The organism is Acetobacter conturbans (assembly GCF_011516755.1).
GTDB classification, from domain to species: domain Bacteria; phylum Pseudomonadota; class Alphaproteobacteria; order Acetobacterales; family Acetobacteraceae; genus Acetobacter; species Acetobacter conturbans.
Genome location: NZ_WOSY01000016.1, coordinates 20324 through 36465, shown reverse-complemented (window position 1 = coordinate 36465; position 16142 = coordinate 20324). Strand labels below are relative to the sequence as shown.

The 16142-nt window shown below is 60.6% G+C and carries 12 protein-coding genes and 1 tRNA gene; 9 read left to right on the top strand and 4 right to left on the bottom strand.

Features of this window, described 5'->3' with window-relative positions:
- Nucleotides 1-91: 91 nt before the first annotated feature.
- The gene (locus tag GOB81_RS13840; RefSeq protein WP_173571015.1) at nucleotides 92-1258 is read right to left on the bottom strand and encodes a GNAT family N-acetyltransferase; all 1167 of its coding nucleotides are present in this window, start codon (nucleotides 1256-1258) and stop codon (nucleotides 92-94) included.
- Nucleotides 1259-1458: 200 nt separating this feature from the next.
- On the opposite strand from GOB81_RS13840, the gene GOB81_RS13835 reads away from it, so the two are divergent.
- Together GOB81_RS13835 and GOB81_RS13830 are read left to right on the top strand one after the other, a co-directional pair.
- Nucleotides 1459-2217 (top strand): SDR family NAD(P)-dependent oxidoreductase, encoded by a 759-nt coding sequence (locus tag GOB81_RS13835; protein WP_173571035.1) that lies wholly within the window; start codon nucleotides 1459-1461, stop codon nucleotides 2215-2217.
- Between the two features lie 41 nt (nucleotides 2218-2258).
- The gene (locus tag GOB81_RS13830) at nucleotides 2259-3245 is read left to right on the top strand and encodes a glucokinase (RefSeq protein ID WP_173571014.1); all 987 of its coding nucleotides are present in this window, start codon (nucleotides 2259-2261) and stop codon (nucleotides 3243-3245) included.
- A gap of 490 nt (nucleotides 3246-3735) precedes the next feature.
- On the opposite strand, the gene GOB81_RS13825 is transcribed toward GOB81_RS13830, so the two are convergent.
- Nucleotides 3736-3809, bottom strand: a tRNA-Cys gene (locus tag GOB81_RS13825).
- Nucleotides 3810-3979: 170 nt separating this feature from the next.
- On the opposite strand from GOB81_RS13825, the gene GOB81_RS13820 reads away from it, so the two are divergent.
- The 5 genes from GOB81_RS13820 to msrA all read left to right on the top strand — a co-directional run bounded on the left by GOB81_RS13820 (nucleotide 3980) and on the right by msrA (nucleotide 10714).
- The gene (locus tag GOB81_RS13820) at nucleotides 3980-4717 is read left to right on the top strand and encodes a protein-L-isoaspartate O-methyltransferase family protein (protein WP_173571013.1); all 738 of its coding nucleotides are present in this window, start codon (nucleotides 3980-3982) and stop codon (nucleotides 4715-4717) included.
- A gap of 146 nt (nucleotides 4718-4863) precedes the next feature.
- The gene (locus GOB81_RS13815) at nucleotides 4864-6315 is read left to right on the top strand and encodes a TolC family outer membrane protein (RefSeq protein ID WP_173571012.1); all 1452 of its coding nucleotides are present in this window, start codon (nucleotides 4864-4866) and stop codon (nucleotides 6313-6315) included.
- 24 nt (nucleotides 6316-6339) lie between these two features.
- Nucleotides 6340-7227: a DUF2497 domain-containing protein gene (locus tag GOB81_RS17765; protein WP_242010286.1), complete on the top strand. Its 888-nt coding sequence runs from the start codon at nucleotides 6340-6342 to the stop codon at nucleotides 7225-7227.
- Nucleotides 7228-7388: 161 nt separating this feature from the next.
- Nucleotides 7389-10082 (top strand): valine--tRNA ligase, encoded by a 2694-nt coding sequence (locus GOB81_RS13805; protein ID WP_173571011.1) that lies wholly within the window; start codon nucleotides 7389-7391, stop codon nucleotides 10080-10082.
- Between the two features lie 98 nt (nucleotides 10083-10180).
- Nucleotides 10181-10714 (top strand): peptide-methionine (S)-S-oxide reductase MsrA, encoded by a 534-nt coding sequence (gene msrA / locus GOB81_RS13800; RefSeq protein ID WP_173571010.1) that lies wholly within the window; start codon nucleotides 10181-10183, stop codon nucleotides 10712-10714.
- 20 nt (nucleotides 10715-10734) lie between these two features.
- On the opposite strand, the gene GOB81_RS13795 is transcribed toward msrA, so the two are convergent.
- Complete coding sequence (locus GOB81_RS13795; RefSeq protein WP_173571009.1) at nucleotides 10735-11214, bottom strand: YbaK/EbsC family protein; 480 nt, start codon at nucleotides 11212-11214, stop codon at nucleotides 10735-10737.
- A gap of 17 nt (nucleotides 11215-11231) precedes the next feature.
- Nucleotides 11232-12863, bottom strand: coding sequence for a dihydroxyacetone kinase subunit DhaK (locus GOB81_RS13790; RefSeq protein ID WP_173571008.1), 1632 nt, complete (start codon nucleotides 12861-12863; stop codon nucleotides 11232-11234).
- A 186-nt stretch (nucleotides 12864-13049) separates the two neighbouring features.
- On the opposite strand from GOB81_RS13790, the gene GOB81_RS13785 reads away from it, so the two are divergent.
- Nucleotides 13050-13952: a glycine--tRNA ligase subunit alpha gene (locus GOB81_RS13785; RefSeq protein WP_173571007.1), complete on the top strand. Its 903-nt coding sequence runs from the start codon at nucleotides 13050-13052 to the stop codon at nucleotides 13950-13952.
- Between the two features lie 3 nt (nucleotides 13953-13955).
- A complete protein-coding gene (glyS, locus tag GOB81_RS13780; RefSeq protein WP_173571006.1) occupies nucleotides 13956-16031 on the top strand; it encodes a glycine--tRNA ligase subunit beta in 2076 nt (691 codons plus the stop codon).
- The last annotated feature ends 111 nt before the right edge of the window (nucleotides 16032-16142 follow it).

Genomic DNA, 16142 nt, shown 5'->3' with positions numbered 1-16142 from the left:
ACCACCGTGATATTCACGCGCCGCGTGACACAATGTGCTGAACACTTCATCCGGCTGCGGGGAAGCCCCCCTGTGGAGGGCTTCAAAAGCGTTAGAGCGTGCGTGAGTAGACTCGGTGCCGTTTGGTCGGTTCCGGGACGATGCGTTCGATCAGGCGGCGCATCGGCTGATTGGTCTCAAGCACCCACCCGAGTTCGATGCGGCGATAGGGCAGTTCATTCCCCCGGTTCATCAGTTCCTTGATGAGCAGCGCTGGCAGCATTGCGCCCAGCGCCGTACCCGCGAGGGCTTTGCTGACGCCCAGCAGAATGACGCGGGCGGATTGAAACTCGTGCCGCAGGAGTCGTTTTCCGAGTCGCATCCATCCAAGAGGCGACGGCGCCCCACCCAGATCTCCGGCCACGTCACACACATTGGGCACCACGAGCGCGACACCCGCCGGTTCGCCATTCTGCTCGACCAGCACGAAATGTTCTTCCCTGAGGATCGGCTTGATCTCGTGGATCATGCTGTGCATGTCGTCCTCGGTGTAAGGGACGAACCCCCATGTATCCCGCCAGGTATCATTATAGAGGGTGCGCAGGATCTCGCCGTCCCTGTCGAGATTCTTGGCATCCAGTCGCCGGACAGAGAGTGTCCCGAGACGCCCCTCCCCGACCTTCAGGCCATTCGGCACGATATGCGCCGCTTCCGCCTCCGGTCCCATTTCCATCTGATAGGACAGAACGTCCATCCGCTTCTCAAGCCCAGCCGCCTCGACGGCCGGTCCGATGAACGTCGGATGCCAGGGCATCATGACCATCGGCATGGCCTGCTGACCCTCGATCATGAGGCCGTATTCACCGTTGCTGTTCAGCGTCCACGGCCCCAGCATGGTGGTCATGCCGCGCTCTCTCAACCAGCAGGCGGCAGCGTCCACGAGCGGGGCGACAACGTCCGGAGAGGCAACATCCAGAGCGCCAAAAAAGCCGGTTTCCGGGGTCAGCTCCGTAGCCACCGACACGGTGCGCACCAGACGATCCACCTGTGCGGAAATGCGCCCCACGAGCCGACCATCTTTCCATGCGAGAAAGTACTGCGCCTCGCCATGCCTGAAAAACGGAGAGCGCGAAGGATCAAGCAGGCTCCGCTGTTCCATGTCGAGTGGAGGCGCATAGCCTGTCATCCCCGCATAGATGCGGCGCGGCAGCCGGATAAAGGCCGAAAGCTGACGAAACCCCCTTACCGGGGTAATGACAAGGCGCGCCGAGTGGGTCATGAACTCTCCCTGCAAACACGCGGTTCCGCGCGAAACTGTAAATCGCACCCGCGTGATTCGGTGCTTGAAGGGCATGGGACATACCGTTGAACGAAACCGCTGCCAATGAGATACGACGCAACTCGCTGATCCGACGCCCTGACTCTTCATCTCTCAGGAGCGATCCAACCACAAGCCGCGACGTCTCGCGAACGGGTTGCATTCTCATCACGGGAGCCTCCGGGGGCATCGGGCGCGCGCTTGCCCTCCTTTATGCCGCGCCGGGTGTCACGCTTGTTCTGTGGGGCCGCAACGCCCAGCGCCTGCAGGAAACGGCCGCTGCCTGCCGAGAATGCAGGGCTCATGTCCTGACCAGGGAAATAGACCTTGCGGACGGTAAGGCTGCGATTATCGCCCTGCGAGCGGACGATGAGGCCACGCCTTGCGACACGGTCATTCTTTGCGCCGGTCTTTCGGACATGAAGAAAACGTCCGAAAAGACGGAACAACCTGAAATGGTTCTTGAACTCGGGCTGGTGAATTATGCCACCCCAGCCGCGCTCACGATGGCGGCGGCGGAGAGAATGCAGGCCCGTGGCGGGGGCGCCATCGCGCTGGTCGGCTCGGTCGCAGCCTTTCACGACCTGCCTTTTGCCGCAGGATATGGTGGCTCGAAGGCGGGTCTGGCGCGATTCGCGAGTTCAGCCCGTATCGCGCTTGCCCCTCTGGGTGTGCGCGTCTCCCTCATCGCCCCCGGATTCGTCGATACGGCCATGAGTCGCCGTATCGTGGGGCCGCGCCCGTTTCTCGTCACACCGGAAAATGCGGCCCGACACATTATCAGCGCCATTACGGAAAACCGGGCGGAAGTGATTTTCCCGTGGCCTTTCCGCGTCCTGCGCCTCATCGACAAGTTCACCCCTCGCCCCTTGCGGGAAGCGATCATGTCCCGCATCAGCGCAGACCAGAAACCACGTTGAGATATTCTCGTTCATAAGTGGAAAGCCGGAGAACGGAACCCATGGAAGAAGTTGTTGTCGCCGATATCGGCGGGACTCATGCACGCTTCGCCATCGCGACTGTGGAGAACGGGCACGTCATTTCGGTCGCGCCCCCTCACATCGTCAACGTGGCCGCGCACGATACGCTCGCAAGCGCCTGGAACAATTTCCGCGAGCATCTGGGTCGTCCCTCTCTTCCCAAACACGCGGCGCTGGCTGTCGCCTGCCCGGTTCATGACGATGTCCTCGTCATGGCCAACAACCCCTGGACCATCGTCAGGGCCGAACTGCCGGCCCAGCTGGGCGTCGAAGACACGCTTCTGCTGAACGACTTCGAAGCAGTCGCCTATGCGGTGGCTCATCTGGACATCAACCATCAGCCCTATCTCTCCGGCCCCGACCGCCCCCTCCCGGAGGAAGGCACCATCCTCACCATCGGGCCGGGCACCGGACTGGGCACCGCGATCATCATCCGTCGGCAGAACGAAACCTGGGTTTCCGGAGCGGAAGGCGGCCATATCGGCTTCAGCCCCTGTGACGAATTCGAGGACCGCCTCATGGCGCGACTGCGGACTCTTCATGGCCGGGTCTCTGCGGAGCGCGTCATTTGCGGGCCGGGGATCATCCCGATCTGTGCACAACTGGCCGAAGACTGCGGCGAAGCGAATCGCATTCTCTCGGATAAACAGCTCTGGACGCTTGCCTTGGAAGGGCATGACCGAATCGCCACGCAAGGCATGGCGCGTTTCTGTCAGGCGCTCGGCTCCTTTGCCGGAGACATGGCTCTGGCGCATGGAGCAACGGGCATAGTCATCGCCGGCGGCCTTGGCAAAAGGCTTATGGACATTCTTCCCGCATCCGATTTCGGCCATCGGTTCGTCGCCAAGGGGCGTTTTGAAACGGTGATGCGGAAAATCCCAGTGCGGATGATTCAACATCCGGAGCCGGGTCTTTTCGGGGCAGCCTGCGCTCTGGCAATGAATCTGAAAGCACGCAAACAGGCATAATATGAGGCTGGTTGCTTCAACTTCGGGAAGCGACGGGAGATCCGGGCCGGAACGAAACGTTATTCGTTTAGGCTTAGGACCTGTTACTATGGTGAATTGAAGCGTGACTGGGCCCGGGATGCAGGCTTGTCCACTCACGGGCTGACGGAAGCAGGCTGCACAGTCCCCAGATTGCGGCGATTACAGGTCACAAAAATCTGTCAGAGATTGCGCGCTATACCCGTGCATTTGACCAGAAACGCCTGACGCAGCAGGCAGTGACGCGGCTTGCATCTGTAAGAGCCTATTTCAAAAGCTCTCTGCTAATGATCCGATGCTCACGGCCTGCATGGCCGCTTCGCTTCAGTGCTCAAAAAGCCACGTCGGTCGTGCCTACCCTCAGGGGCGATTGCACGCAGCAGAGAGCTTTTGAAACGCCTCTAAGACCAAATTTTGGGAATTGAAAAACCGCGGACGAAAACGACGGGCAACTGCCATTCACGAAGTCGTCTGGAGGTCCGGGCGGGAATCGAACCCACATACGCGGATTTGCAGTCCGCTACATCACCATTCTGCCACCGGACCTCACCGGATAGCGCTGTATCTCTCACGTCTCGGCACAGGTCAAGCCACCGATGACGTTCTTTTGCCTCCCCCACGGTTGACGCAGACGGACATAGGGCGTTTTCCATAAGAGAGACGTTCCGGGTGATTTCCGATGCTTCCGGACAGCAGACATTTTTGCGGGATGCTCCATGACCCAGACTGCAGATCAGATCCGGACCTCGGTGATCGCCCCTCCTTCCCTCAATTGTTCCGCGGCCACACTCCAGTCAGGCCTCGATTTCACCGATGCCAGGCTGCGGATGGTCAATGATCAGGTCCGGCCTGTCGAAGTGAACGATCCGCGGGTTCTTACCGCCATGCGTGAGCTGCCGCGTCAGGATGCTGTCCCCGTCGGACAGGAACTGCTCGCCTATGCGGATCGCAGTCTTCCGCTGGGGCATGGCCGCTATCTTCTGCAACCGATGATCGTTGCCCGTCTTGTGCAGATGGCACAGATCGTTCCCGAGCAGCGCGTGCTCGTGGTGGGTGCCGCCACCGGCTATCTCGCCTCTGTCATTTCGGTGATGGGCGCGAAGGTCGTGGCTCTTGAGGACGAAGACGATCTGCTGACAACCGGGCAGGCCTATACGGCGCGCCATGCACCGGGGCTCGTTTGGCGCAAGGGGGCGCTGACCGAAGGCAATGAGCAGGATGCACCGTTCGATCTCATCATTTTCGGCGGCGCGATCGCCGAAATTCCCGCATTTTGTAACACGCAGATCGCGGAAGGCGGTCGCGTGGCAGGCGTGCTGCGCTCCCCTGACGGCACGTCCTCGGCCTTTCTCGCGGAACAGGAAGCCCCGGGAAACTGGTCCATTCGGCGTTTCTTTGATGCTGTCACCCCGATGTTGCCTGCTTTCGAAAAAACTCCCGCTTTCGCATTCTGAACCGCTTTTCTGAAGAAAGATCGGGGTCTCCGGGCGACTTCGGCAATCTGCTGTTAAGTTCGATGGTAGAAAATGCCGAACCAGCGTGGCATAAGCCGTTCACTCCGCCCTTTCGGTGTGGAAGCGGCAGCAAAGAGAGACGTTAAATGAAACATTCCTGTGGCTTCGGCTTGGGACTGGCAGCCCTGCTGTACAGCTCGACGGCTCTGGCCCAGAAGTATGACGGCAGTGGCCAGCCGAGCTTCATCCCGCATACGTTGCAGGAAGCGCTCTCTGCCGCCTATCTGACAAACCCGACCCTGCAGGAAGAGCGCGCAACGCTCCGTGCGACGGACGAAAATGTGCCGACCGCGCTGGCGGGCTGGCGTCCCACCATCAAGGGGCAGTTCGATCCCAGCTACTACAAGGGTGAGAACAATTACACCGGTGAATTCGACCCTAATTCAGGGAAAACGACCGGTGCATATTTGCGCAAGTTCAGCACCTTCGGCTTTGATGCTCAGGCCACAATCACGCAGCCCATCTACACGGGCGGTAAGACAACGGCGCAGACCCATCAGGCCGTCAACAAGGTCATGGCGGAACGCGCCAAGCTGATCTCCACCGAGCAGCAGGTGTTCATGGATGTCGTGAACGCCTATGTCGGCGTGATCGAGGACGAGCAGCTTCTTCAGCTCAACATCAACAACGAACGTGTTCTTGAGCAGCAGCTCAAGGCGACGAACGAGCGATTCCACGTCGGAGAGATCACGCGAACCGACGTCGCTCAGGCGGAAGCGGCTTATGCCAGCGCCAAGGCGACTCGCCAGCAATCTGAAGGGACGCTCCAGACCGCGCAGGCGACCTACATGCAGGTTGTCGGCATGGCCCCGCCGCCGAATCTTGTGCCGCCCCAGCCTCTTGTCCTGCCCGTGAAGTCTCAGACCGAGGCCGTGGCGATGTCGGTGAAAAACAATCCTGACGTCGTCAATGCCCTCTTCACCGAGGCCTCACAGAAGGATTCGGTGGCTGTGGCGATGGCGGCTCTGATGCCGACCGTGTCGGCGACCGCCGCTTACATGAAGATGGTCAATCAGGAACTGAACAATCAGCGGAACGAAGACAAATACGCGACGCTGGATGTCACCGTTCCCATCTATCAGGGCGGTGGAGAATATGCGGGCGTCCGGCAGGCCAAGCAGCAGGCTTTGTCAGCAGGCAGGGAAGTGGACGTCCAGCGTCGAAAGGCGGCGCAGGCGGCTGCCTCCAACTGGCAGCGGCTGATGTCCTACAAGGCGGCCATTGAAAGCAATCGTGCGGCCATCAATGCCGGACTGGTCGCGCTTGACGGCGTTGAGCGGCAGGCCATTGTCGGCACGAGCACGACGCTGGAAGTTCTGCAGCAGCAGAGTACCCTGCTTCAGGCGCAGGTGGCACTGGTGCAGAGCCTGAGCAACATGGTGACGGCCTCTTATAACGTGGCATCAGCAATCGGGCGCCTGACGGCACTTGATCTGCACCTGAACGTGCCTCTTTATAATGAGAAGGCCTATTATGACGCTGTGAAAGACCGTCTCTGGGGTCTGAATGATTACGCTCTTGATCAGCCTGGGCGATAAGCGTCGCGTGGAAAGGTTTATTTTATGACAGACGAAAACGACGTACAGCCCGGCGGTGGTTCGATCGACACGGTGCTCACGTCAATCCGTCGCATGCTGCAGGAAGGCAAGGAAGCCCATGCTGCGGCGCAGACTGCCGCCAGTGCAGCCGAAGCAGATGCCCAGCCGCAGCACCATGAAACGCCTGCCGAGCCTGTGATGCATGAACCGCCACCGGCTGAGGATGACGATGTGCTGGTGCTCGATGCTTCCATGCAGGCGCCCCCGGAAGAAGAAGCTCCCGTCGAGCAGCCTGCTGCCGTCACACCGGAACCGGTAGTCGAAGCTTCCGCTTCTCCTGCTGAACCGATTGCGGAAGCAGCACCGGAGCCCGAAGCCGCCGAAACGCACGCTCCCGAAGCTGCACCTGAAGAGGTGCCAGCGGCTGAAGAGCCGGTCATTCATGCAGAATCGCAGGAACAGCCGTCCGCAGTTCCCGTCCCTGTTTCCGAACCCGTCGCACAGACTGCGCCGGTCGAAGCCGCTGAACCCAAGCGTGAAGCGGCGGTGGAAAGTATTCCGACACAACTGGCAAGGATCAGAATGAGCGACAACAATAACGCGGCAGAGACACCCGGCTATACCGGAGCGTCCGACGCCGAAGTGCCGACGCCTGTGCAGATTGCTCTGGACAAGCAGACAGTCGGTGCTACGGAGCATTCATTCGGCGCATTGCAGCAGATGCTGCGTCGTCAACAGGCAGTGGAACACAAGGAGAGACGAGTGGCTATCACGCGCGGTGGAAACCTGACGATTGAGGATATTGTTCGCGACGAAGTGCGGGCGTTCCTGAAGGAATGGCTTGATCAGCACCTGTCCGGCATCGTCCAGCAGGCGGTCCAGAAAGAGATCGAGCGTCTGAGCGATCGCTGATCGTTCAGCGTCCAGCCCGGGAATCCCCTGCTTCTTATTCTTAGCAATGGGTTTCAAGTGACTGGCCAGAAAGCCGCCTCAGGCGTTAATAAGGGACGCAGCGCGGTATCCGTCGCTGCGTTTCTTTTTGTTCAACCCGTTTCTCATCTGGTTTGAAAGCGATGCTCAGCAAAACGTTTCAGGCAGCCGACACCGAAGCCCAGCTCTACGAAACCTGGGAGACTGAGGGACGGTTCGCCGCCGATCCGCACAGCAAGGCAACGCCTTTCACCATCATGATCCCGCCTCCCAACGTCACCGGCACGCTCCATATGGGACATGCCCTGACCATGACGTTGCAGGATACCCTTATCCGCTGGCGGCGGATGCAGGGCCGCGACACGCTCTGGCAGCCGGGCACGGACCACGCAGGCATCGCCACGCAGTTGGTCGTCGAACGACAGCTTGCCGGCGAAAAGACCACCCGTCAGGAACTCGGTCGCGAGGCATTTCTTGAGCGCGTGTGGAAATGGAAGGGCGAGTCCGGCAGCGGCATCACCCAACAGCTCCGTCGTCTCGGCTCGTCCCTCGACTGGTCACGCGAACGCTTCACCATGGATGACGGTCTCTCGAAGGCCGTGCGCGAAGTGTTTGTCACGCTGTACCGCGAGAAGCTGATTTATCGTGACCGTCGGCTGGTCAACTGGGATCCGCATTTCCGCACCGCCATTTCCGATCTGGAAGTGGAAAATAAGGAAGTCCGCGGCAATCTCTGGCACATCCGTTACCCCGTCGCAGATGCGAAAGACGAGTTTATCGTTGTCGCCACCACGCGGCCTGAGACGATGCTCGGTGATACCGCCGTCGCCGTGCATCCGGAGGATGAGCGTTACAAGGCGCTTGTTGGCCGCTCGGTCGTCCTGCCCCTGACGGGACGCCGTATTCCCATCGTGGCCGACACCTATTCCGATCCGGAAAAAGGTACGGGTGCCGTCAAGATCACCCCGGCTCATGACTTCAATGACTTTGAAGTGGGCAAGCGGCACAACCTGCCGATGCTCTGCGTGCTCGACGAAGGGGCCGCCGTAACCCTTTCGGACATCGGCGAGGAACTTCAGACCGTTGAAGATCTGGCTGATCCCGCCTTTGTCCGCAGCCTTGACGGCCTGTCGCGTGAGGAAGCCCGCAAGACCATCGTCGCGGAACTGGAACGCCTCGGCTATCTCGTCGAGATCGAACCGCACACCCATCAGGTGCCTCACGCCGAGCGTGGCGGAGCCGTGGTCGAGCCCCGCCTGACGACCCAGTGGTACTGCGATGCCGCAACGCTCGCCGGTCCTGCCATCGAGGCAGTCGAAAAAGGCGATGTGACCTTCGTTCCGAAGCAGTGGGAAAACACGTTCTTCGCATGGATGCGTGACATCCAGCCCTGGTGCATCTCCCGGCAACTCTGGTGGGGACACCGTATTCCGGCATGGTACGGCCCGGATGGAGAAGTGTTCGTCGGCTATGACGATGCGGACGTCCAGCAACAGGCGAAAACCCATTACGGTGAGGATATCGCACTGATCCGGGACGAGGACGTTCTCGATACGTGGTTCTCCTCCGCCCTGTGGCCTTTTTCCACGCTCGGCTGGCCGGACAAGACGCCGGAACTCGCCCGCTATTATCCGACAGACGTGCTGGTCACGGGCTTCGACATCATCTTCTTCTGGGTCGCCCGGATGATGATGATGGGGCTGCATTTCATGAAGGCGCCCCCGTTCCATACCGTCTTCATCCACGGCCTTGTGCGCGACGAGCGCGGCCAGAAGATGTCGAAGAGCAAGGGCAACGGCATCGACCCGCTGGAACTGCTCGATAAATATGGTGCGGATGCGGTGCGCTTCACCATCTGCGCGCTGACCGGTGTGGGCCGTGACCTGAAATTCGGCGCGAAACGTGTCGAAGATCACCGTGCCTTTGTAACCAAGCTCTGGAATGCGGCGCGCTTCTGCGAAATGAACGGCATCAAGCCTGTCACCGGGTTCGATCCGGCGACAGTGCAAAGCCCGCTCGGACGGTGGATCATCTCCGAAACCTCCAAAGCTGTCACGGAAGCGACCAGCGCGCTCGAAGCCTATCGTTTCGATGAATATGCGAGCGCCTGCTATCGCTTCATCTGGAACTGCTTCTGCGACTGGCATCTGGAACTCACGAAACCGCTCTTCTCGGGAGAGGAGACGGCGGAGGCAAAGGAACTGCGGGCAGTGACCGCATGGGTTCTGGACACGATCCTGCGCCTACTCCAGCCGATCATGCCCTTCGTGACGGACACGCTGTGGCACGAGTTCGGCTTTGGGCCGCGCGGTGAACTCATGACGGCGGCGTGGCCGACACCGGTGTCCGTGTCCGGTGCTGAAGAAGCCATCGCGGAAATCGACTGGCTGACCCGTTTCATCACGGAAATCCGCACGGTCCGCTCCGAGATGAACGTGCCGCCCTCGCGCCTCTCGCCAGTGCTTCTGAAAGACGCGTCCCCTATCACGATCGATCGGGCTTCCCGCTGGAAAGAGACGATCGGCCGCATGGCGCGTGTCTCCGAAATTGGGGCGCTTCAGAACGATGTGCCGCATGGTTCGGCCCAGACCGTGCTCGACGAAGCCACACTGGTCCTGCCTCTGGCCGATCTGATCGATCTGGATGCTGAACGGACACGGCTGTCGAAAGAACTGGCAAAAGCTGAAGTCGAGATCGAGAAGACCGCGCGCAAGCTGGGGAATCCTGATTTCATCGCTCGCGGCAAGCCGGAAGTGGTGGAAGAAACCCGCGAACGTCTGGTCACACAGCAGGGTGATTGCGATCGTCTGAAGGCTGCACTGGCACGGCTTGGGTAAACTTGTTGCGGCATGATGTGTTAACAGTAGAGACCCGCAGGAGCATCTCCCTTCTGCGGGCAACGCTGGCCGCCTGCCCCTGAAGTGTGGAGAAAACAATGACAGAAACAGCCGTTCTTGGTGGAGGATGCTTCTGGTGCGCAGAAGCCGTCTTTCTCTCGCTGCGCGGTGTGTTGTCCGTACGCCCCGGTTATGCGGGGGGCTCCACTGATCGCCCGACTTACGAGCAGGTGTGTTCCGGTCTGACGGGCCACGCGGAAGTGGTGGAAATCATCTTCGACCCGACGATTATGCCCTATGAGCAACTTCTGCGCGTCTTCTTCACTTTGCATGATCCGACGACCCTGAACCGTCAGGGCAACGATGTCGGAACCCAGTATCGTTCGATTATTTTCTGGACGTCCGAACAGCAACGCGAAAGTGCCATCGTAGTAGGCCGGGAGATCGAGCAGTCGGATATGTGGGGCGCGCCGATCGTTACGAAGATTGAGCCGCTCACCATTTTCTGGCCCGCTGAAGCCAAACATCAGGACTATTTCCGACGCAATCCCGGCACCGGATATTGTCAGGCCGTCGTGGCTCCGAAAGTCATGAAGATGCGAAAGATTTTTTCACAACTTCTGGCATCGTGAATTAATCGCCCCACGCGTCGTCACTCCACGGTAACGATCTGAGGCTGACTGACATCCACCCAGGGCGCATCCACCAGCGCGGCCAGTCGTGCCGGCGTCAGACGCACCGACGCCGTGCGCGACCCGGCGGCAGGATACACCTCGTCAAAGGCTTTCAGCGAAACGTCGCAGCAAACCTTCATCGGCTGGGCAAGACCGAAAGGACAGACGCCCCCGATCGGATGACTGGTCAGTTCGAAGACCTCCTCAGCAGGCAACATGCGGGGCCGCGCGCCGAAAGAGTCCTTCGTCTTGCGATTATCGAGACGTGCGTCCCCGGCCATGACGATCAGAAATCGCTCATCTCCGACCTTCACGGCCAGCGTCTTGGCGATCTGTCCTTCGGCAACACCAAGAACTTCAGCCGCCAGCGCGACCGTCGCCGTGCTTGCTCCCTGATCGATAATCGGCAGATCAGGGGCGTGAACGGCGAGAAACGCCTGAACGGACTCAAGACTCATCGGTATTCATTCCTCGGTTATGCTGACATGGCTTCCAGCAGACGCGCAATCGCCTCCGCGCCCGGATCAGGCACGTCGTTCAACTGCGCATCCGGCACATAGGACGCCCGTCCGGCCTGGGCCTTGCCCATGGTGAGTGTCGCATGCGCACCGGATCTGGCTGCTGCGGCAGCCTGCTTCAGAGAACCACCGCTGGTCAGAGCCTTGAGGGCGGGCGCAATGGCATCGATCATCGTCCGATCCCCCGGCTTCGCACCGCCAAGCCTCTGCATCGCGGCAAGTCCGTCCTGAAGCGCCTCTGCCCATGATGCCGTGCTGCGTCCTGCTGTCGAGAACAGAACCGACAGAAGAGCCCCACTTGACCCCCCTGTGTGACGGCTAAGAATGCTGCCGATGGTGCTGAAAAGCTGATGCGGGTCAGCAAGGGGCAGCCGGTCCAGTGCGTTCAGGATTTCCTTCGCCGCTTCTCCAAAAGTGGAGCCTGCATCCCCGTCCCCGATTTTCGCATCAAGTGCATTGAGGCTGCTGATATTGGCGATAAGGGCTTCGGCCCCCGTGCGCATCAGGGCTTCCAGAGGCGGATTGGACGAGACCCTGAAAGCGAAGGTCGTAGGCAGAGGCTGCATTTCGCGAATACACGGTCCGGCGAAATCGACGGTGCCCGGCCACGCCTTTGGTTCGACCGGCGCGAGGAGAGCTGCACGAACTTCATCGGTCAGGACAATGGCGGTGAGCGAAAAACCATTCATGTTCAGCGCCGTCATCACGGGCGCTGGCCCCATGACAAGATCGATTTTTTTCGCCAGAGGCGTCCTGACGAACGACTCCAGCAGCAGAGTCATTTCGACCGGGGGCACGCTGCCGAGCATATTCAGCAGCAGCCCGTAACGATGGCCCTCCTTTCCTTTTGGAAGATGTTCTTCCAGTCTGGAGGCCGCCAGCAACATCAGTTCGTCAGCGTGTGCGACGGCAATCTGCTGCGCGCCCGGTTCTCCGTGGATACCCAGCCCAAGCTCAGCCTGCATCTCGCCAAGACGCGTCGCGTGTTGGGGGTCATAGGCGTTGCAGTCCGTGAGGGAGAGACCGAGCGATGCCATGCTGGTCGCTGCTTCACGTGCCTTCCGCGCAACGTCCTTCAGGGAATCGCCCTGCGCTGCGGCATATCCCGCGATTTTCTGCACCAGCACCGTTCCGGCCAGTCCGCGCGGGAAACGGCTGTCCGGCAACGCAATGTCATCGCCGATGACCACTGTCTCGACGTCCAGCCCCATATCCCGCGCCTGTTCGGCAGCGAGCGTGAAGTTGAGACGGTCTCCCGTGTAGCTCTTGATGACCAGCAGGCACCCTGCCTTGCCCGTCACGGCCAGAATCGCCGCGAGGATGGCATCCACTCCGGGAGAAGCGAAGATCGAACCGCAGACGGCGGCATCCAGCATCCCTGCCCCCACGAACCCTGCGTGAGCGGGCTCGTGACCGGAACCGCCTCCCGAGATGATGGCGACATGGTCGGGATTGCGCTCCTTGCGCAGGACCACCTTGATTTCCGGATAGCCGTCGAGGCGACAGAGGTGACGCCCGGCTGAAGAGCGCAGCAGGCCGTCGAGCGATTCCGTCACAACCGTTTCGCGGGCGTTGAAAAAGCGCTTCATGAGCGGGAACACCTTTCTTTTTGTTTACATCTTCATGCCGCCAACCGCTTCTTCCAACAAGGAACACTTACGGGAACTGTCGTCTGCGCCCAGCAAGAATAGGGTGTGACGGCTCCTTTCTTTCCGTTCCCGCGACACCGCTGTATGGTGCGCCCCCCAGCATTCTAGCGGAGCTTTGTTCGTCTCATGGACCCGGCGTCTCCTCGTCCCACCGACAAACCCCTGTCGTTTCAGGACCTGATCCTGACCCTCCATCGTTTCTGGTCGGCACAAGGGTGCGCCATTCTCCAGCCTTACGACATTGAGGTCGGCGCGGGCACACTCGCACCCCACACAACCCTGCGCGCCCTCGGCGATACGCCGTGGAAGGCCGCCTATGTACAGCCGTCCCGCCGTCCTTCCGACGGCCGCTATGGCGAAAATCCCAACCGCCTCCAGCATTATTACCAGTATCAGGTGCTGCTGAAGCCGACGCCCGAAGAGAGCCAGCAGCTTCTTCTGGAAAGCTATCGCGCCATCGGGATCGATCCTGATCTGCACGATATCCGTTTTGTCGAGGATGACTGGGAAAACCCCACCATCGGGGCATGGGGTCTCGGCTGGGAAGTCTGGTGCGACGGCATGGAGGTGACGCAGTTCACCTATTTCCAGCAGGTCGGCGGCATTCCCGTCTCGGTTCCGTCCACGGAACTGACCTATGGGCTTGAGCGCCTCGCCATGTATGTGCAGGGTGTCGAGAACGTCTATGACCTCGCCTTCAATGACGCTGGCCTGCGTTACGGTGACGTGTTCCTGCGCGCCGAGCGAGACTATTCGCGGCACAATTTCGAACTGGCGAACACGGAGATGCTCCACCGCCACTTCATCGACGCCGAGAAAGAGTCGGTGGCTCTGGCGGAAGCGGGCGTGGCCCAACCAGCCTATGACCAGTGCCTGAAGGCCAGTCACCTGTTCAACCTGCTTGATGCGCGCGGTGTGATCAGCGTGAGCGAACGCGCCTCCTATATCGGCCGTGTCCGCACTCTGGCGAAACTCTGCTGCGAAACCTGGCTGGCTGAAGAAGTCGCCGCAAAGAAGGTGGAGGGCTGAGCCATGGCCGAACTTCTGCTCGAACTCTTCTCGGAAGAAATCCCTGCCCGTATGCAGGAAGCTGCGGGCGAGGATCTGGCGCGCCTGCTCCAGAAAGCACTCACGGCCCTCAACCCGCGTGATGTGAAAACCTTCACCGGTCCGCGTCGCATTGCCCTCACCTGCGACATGAACGCCGAGGTTCCGGCCGAAACCGTCTCGGAGCGTGGTCCGCGTGAGAGCGCGCCGGAACAGGCGCTGGCTGGCTTCCTGCGCAAACATGGCGCCAGCAAGGACGATCTCGTTCCGCAGAACGGGTTCTGGGTGCTCAACCGCCAGACACCGGCCATCTCAGCCGAAGTCTATCTGGCTGAGCGCCTTCCCGAGATTCTGCGTCAGTTCCCCTGGCCGAAATCCATGCGCTGGGGCACGGGCAGCAGCTTCACCTGGGTGCGTCCGCTGCGTCGCATCCTCTGTCTTCTGGACGGAACGGTTGTGCCGTTCTCGCTGGCGACCGACACGGATACGGGTCATGGGCTGACCAGTGGCAACCTGACGGAAGGGCATCGCTTCTTCCCGGCTGGTTCGACCCGGCCTGAACCGTTCGCGGTCAAAAGTTTCACGGACTGGCGTGATGGCCTGCGTGCCCGGCGCGTGATGGTGAACGCGGAAGAGCGGCGTCAGACCATTATCAAAGGCATCACCGAGTTGACAACGCAGGAGGGCCTGAGCATCGTCCCCGATAGCGGTCTTGTGGATGAAGTTGCGGGTCTGGTCGAATGGCCCGTTCCCCTGCTCGGTCGCATCGACGAGACATTCATGGAACTGCCCGCCGAGGTGATGCAGGTCTCCATGCGGGTGAATCAGCGCTATTTCGCGCTGCGTCACAGTGACGGGACGGCGGCGCCACGCTTTGCGTTCGTCGCCAATATCGAGCCGCGTGATGGTGGTGTTCAGGTGATCGCCGGCAATGAGCGCGTCCTCCGTGCCCGCTTCTCGGATGCGCGTCATTTCTGGGATCTCGATCGCAAGCAGACTCTCGAATCCCGTGTGGCCGGACTGGACCGGGTAACCTTCCACGCCGATCTCGGCAGTCAGGGCGAGCGCGTGAAGCGTATCGTGCGTATGGCGGAGATCATCGCGCCAATGGTGGGTGCCAGCGTGCAACACGCAGGCCGGGCCGCCCTATTGTGCAAAAGCGATCTCTCCACCGGCATGGTCGGCGAGTTCCCGGAACTTCAGGGCGTGATGGGCGGATATTATGCTCGCCATGACCACGAGGCCGGAGATGTCTGCTCCGCCATCGCCGAGCATTACATGCCACGCGGTCCGACAGACCGTGTCCCGACTGCACCCGTCTCCATTGCTCTCGCGCTGGCTGACCGGTTCGACATGCTCGTCGGGTTCTTCGCTGTGGGCGCGAAACCAAGCGGTTCCGGCGATCCGTATGGTCTGCGGCGTGCAGCATTGGGGATCATCAACCTGATCCGCACCAATGGCCTGCGGCTCGATCTTGTGGCCCTGTTCGTCAAAGCCTCCGAGGCACTCCCCCCTGCCCTTCAGAATGCGCCGGATCTGGATCTTCTTCCGGGCTTCATCGCGGAGCGTCTGCGGGTGCAGCTTCGAAGTGAAGGTGCGCGCCACGACATTCTCGCCGCCGTGTCGGTCGGCAATACGGACAGCGATATCGTCCGTCTGCTGGCCCGCACGGATGCTCTGGCGTCGATGCTCGCGACCGAAGACGGAAAGAACCTGCTGGCTGCGACGAAGCGCGCCGCCAACATTCTTCGCATCGAAGACAAGAAGGACGGACCGCACGAAGGCACTCCGGATGCGGCGCTCTACACCCAGCCTGAAGAGATCGCTCTCGCCAATGCTCTGGGAGCAGTCATTCCCAAGGTGGAAGCGGCTTTCGGGGATGAACGCTATGCTGACGCCATGCGTGAGGCCGCAAGCCTTCGTCCCGTGCTCGACACGTTCTTCGACAAAGTGACGGTGAACAGCGACGATCCGCAGGTACGCGGCAATCGTCTGAAGCTGCTTTCGGAACTGGTGCGCATGGCGCGTCTCATTGCGGATTTCAGCCAGATCGACGGCTGATATTGATCCGCGCCGAAGAAAGGCCGACACGGTTCACGCCGCGTCGGCCTTTTTTGTGCCTTCGGGTCGCCTACCCCAGATGGGCATAGCGGCAAATAAAAAGCCGGGAGA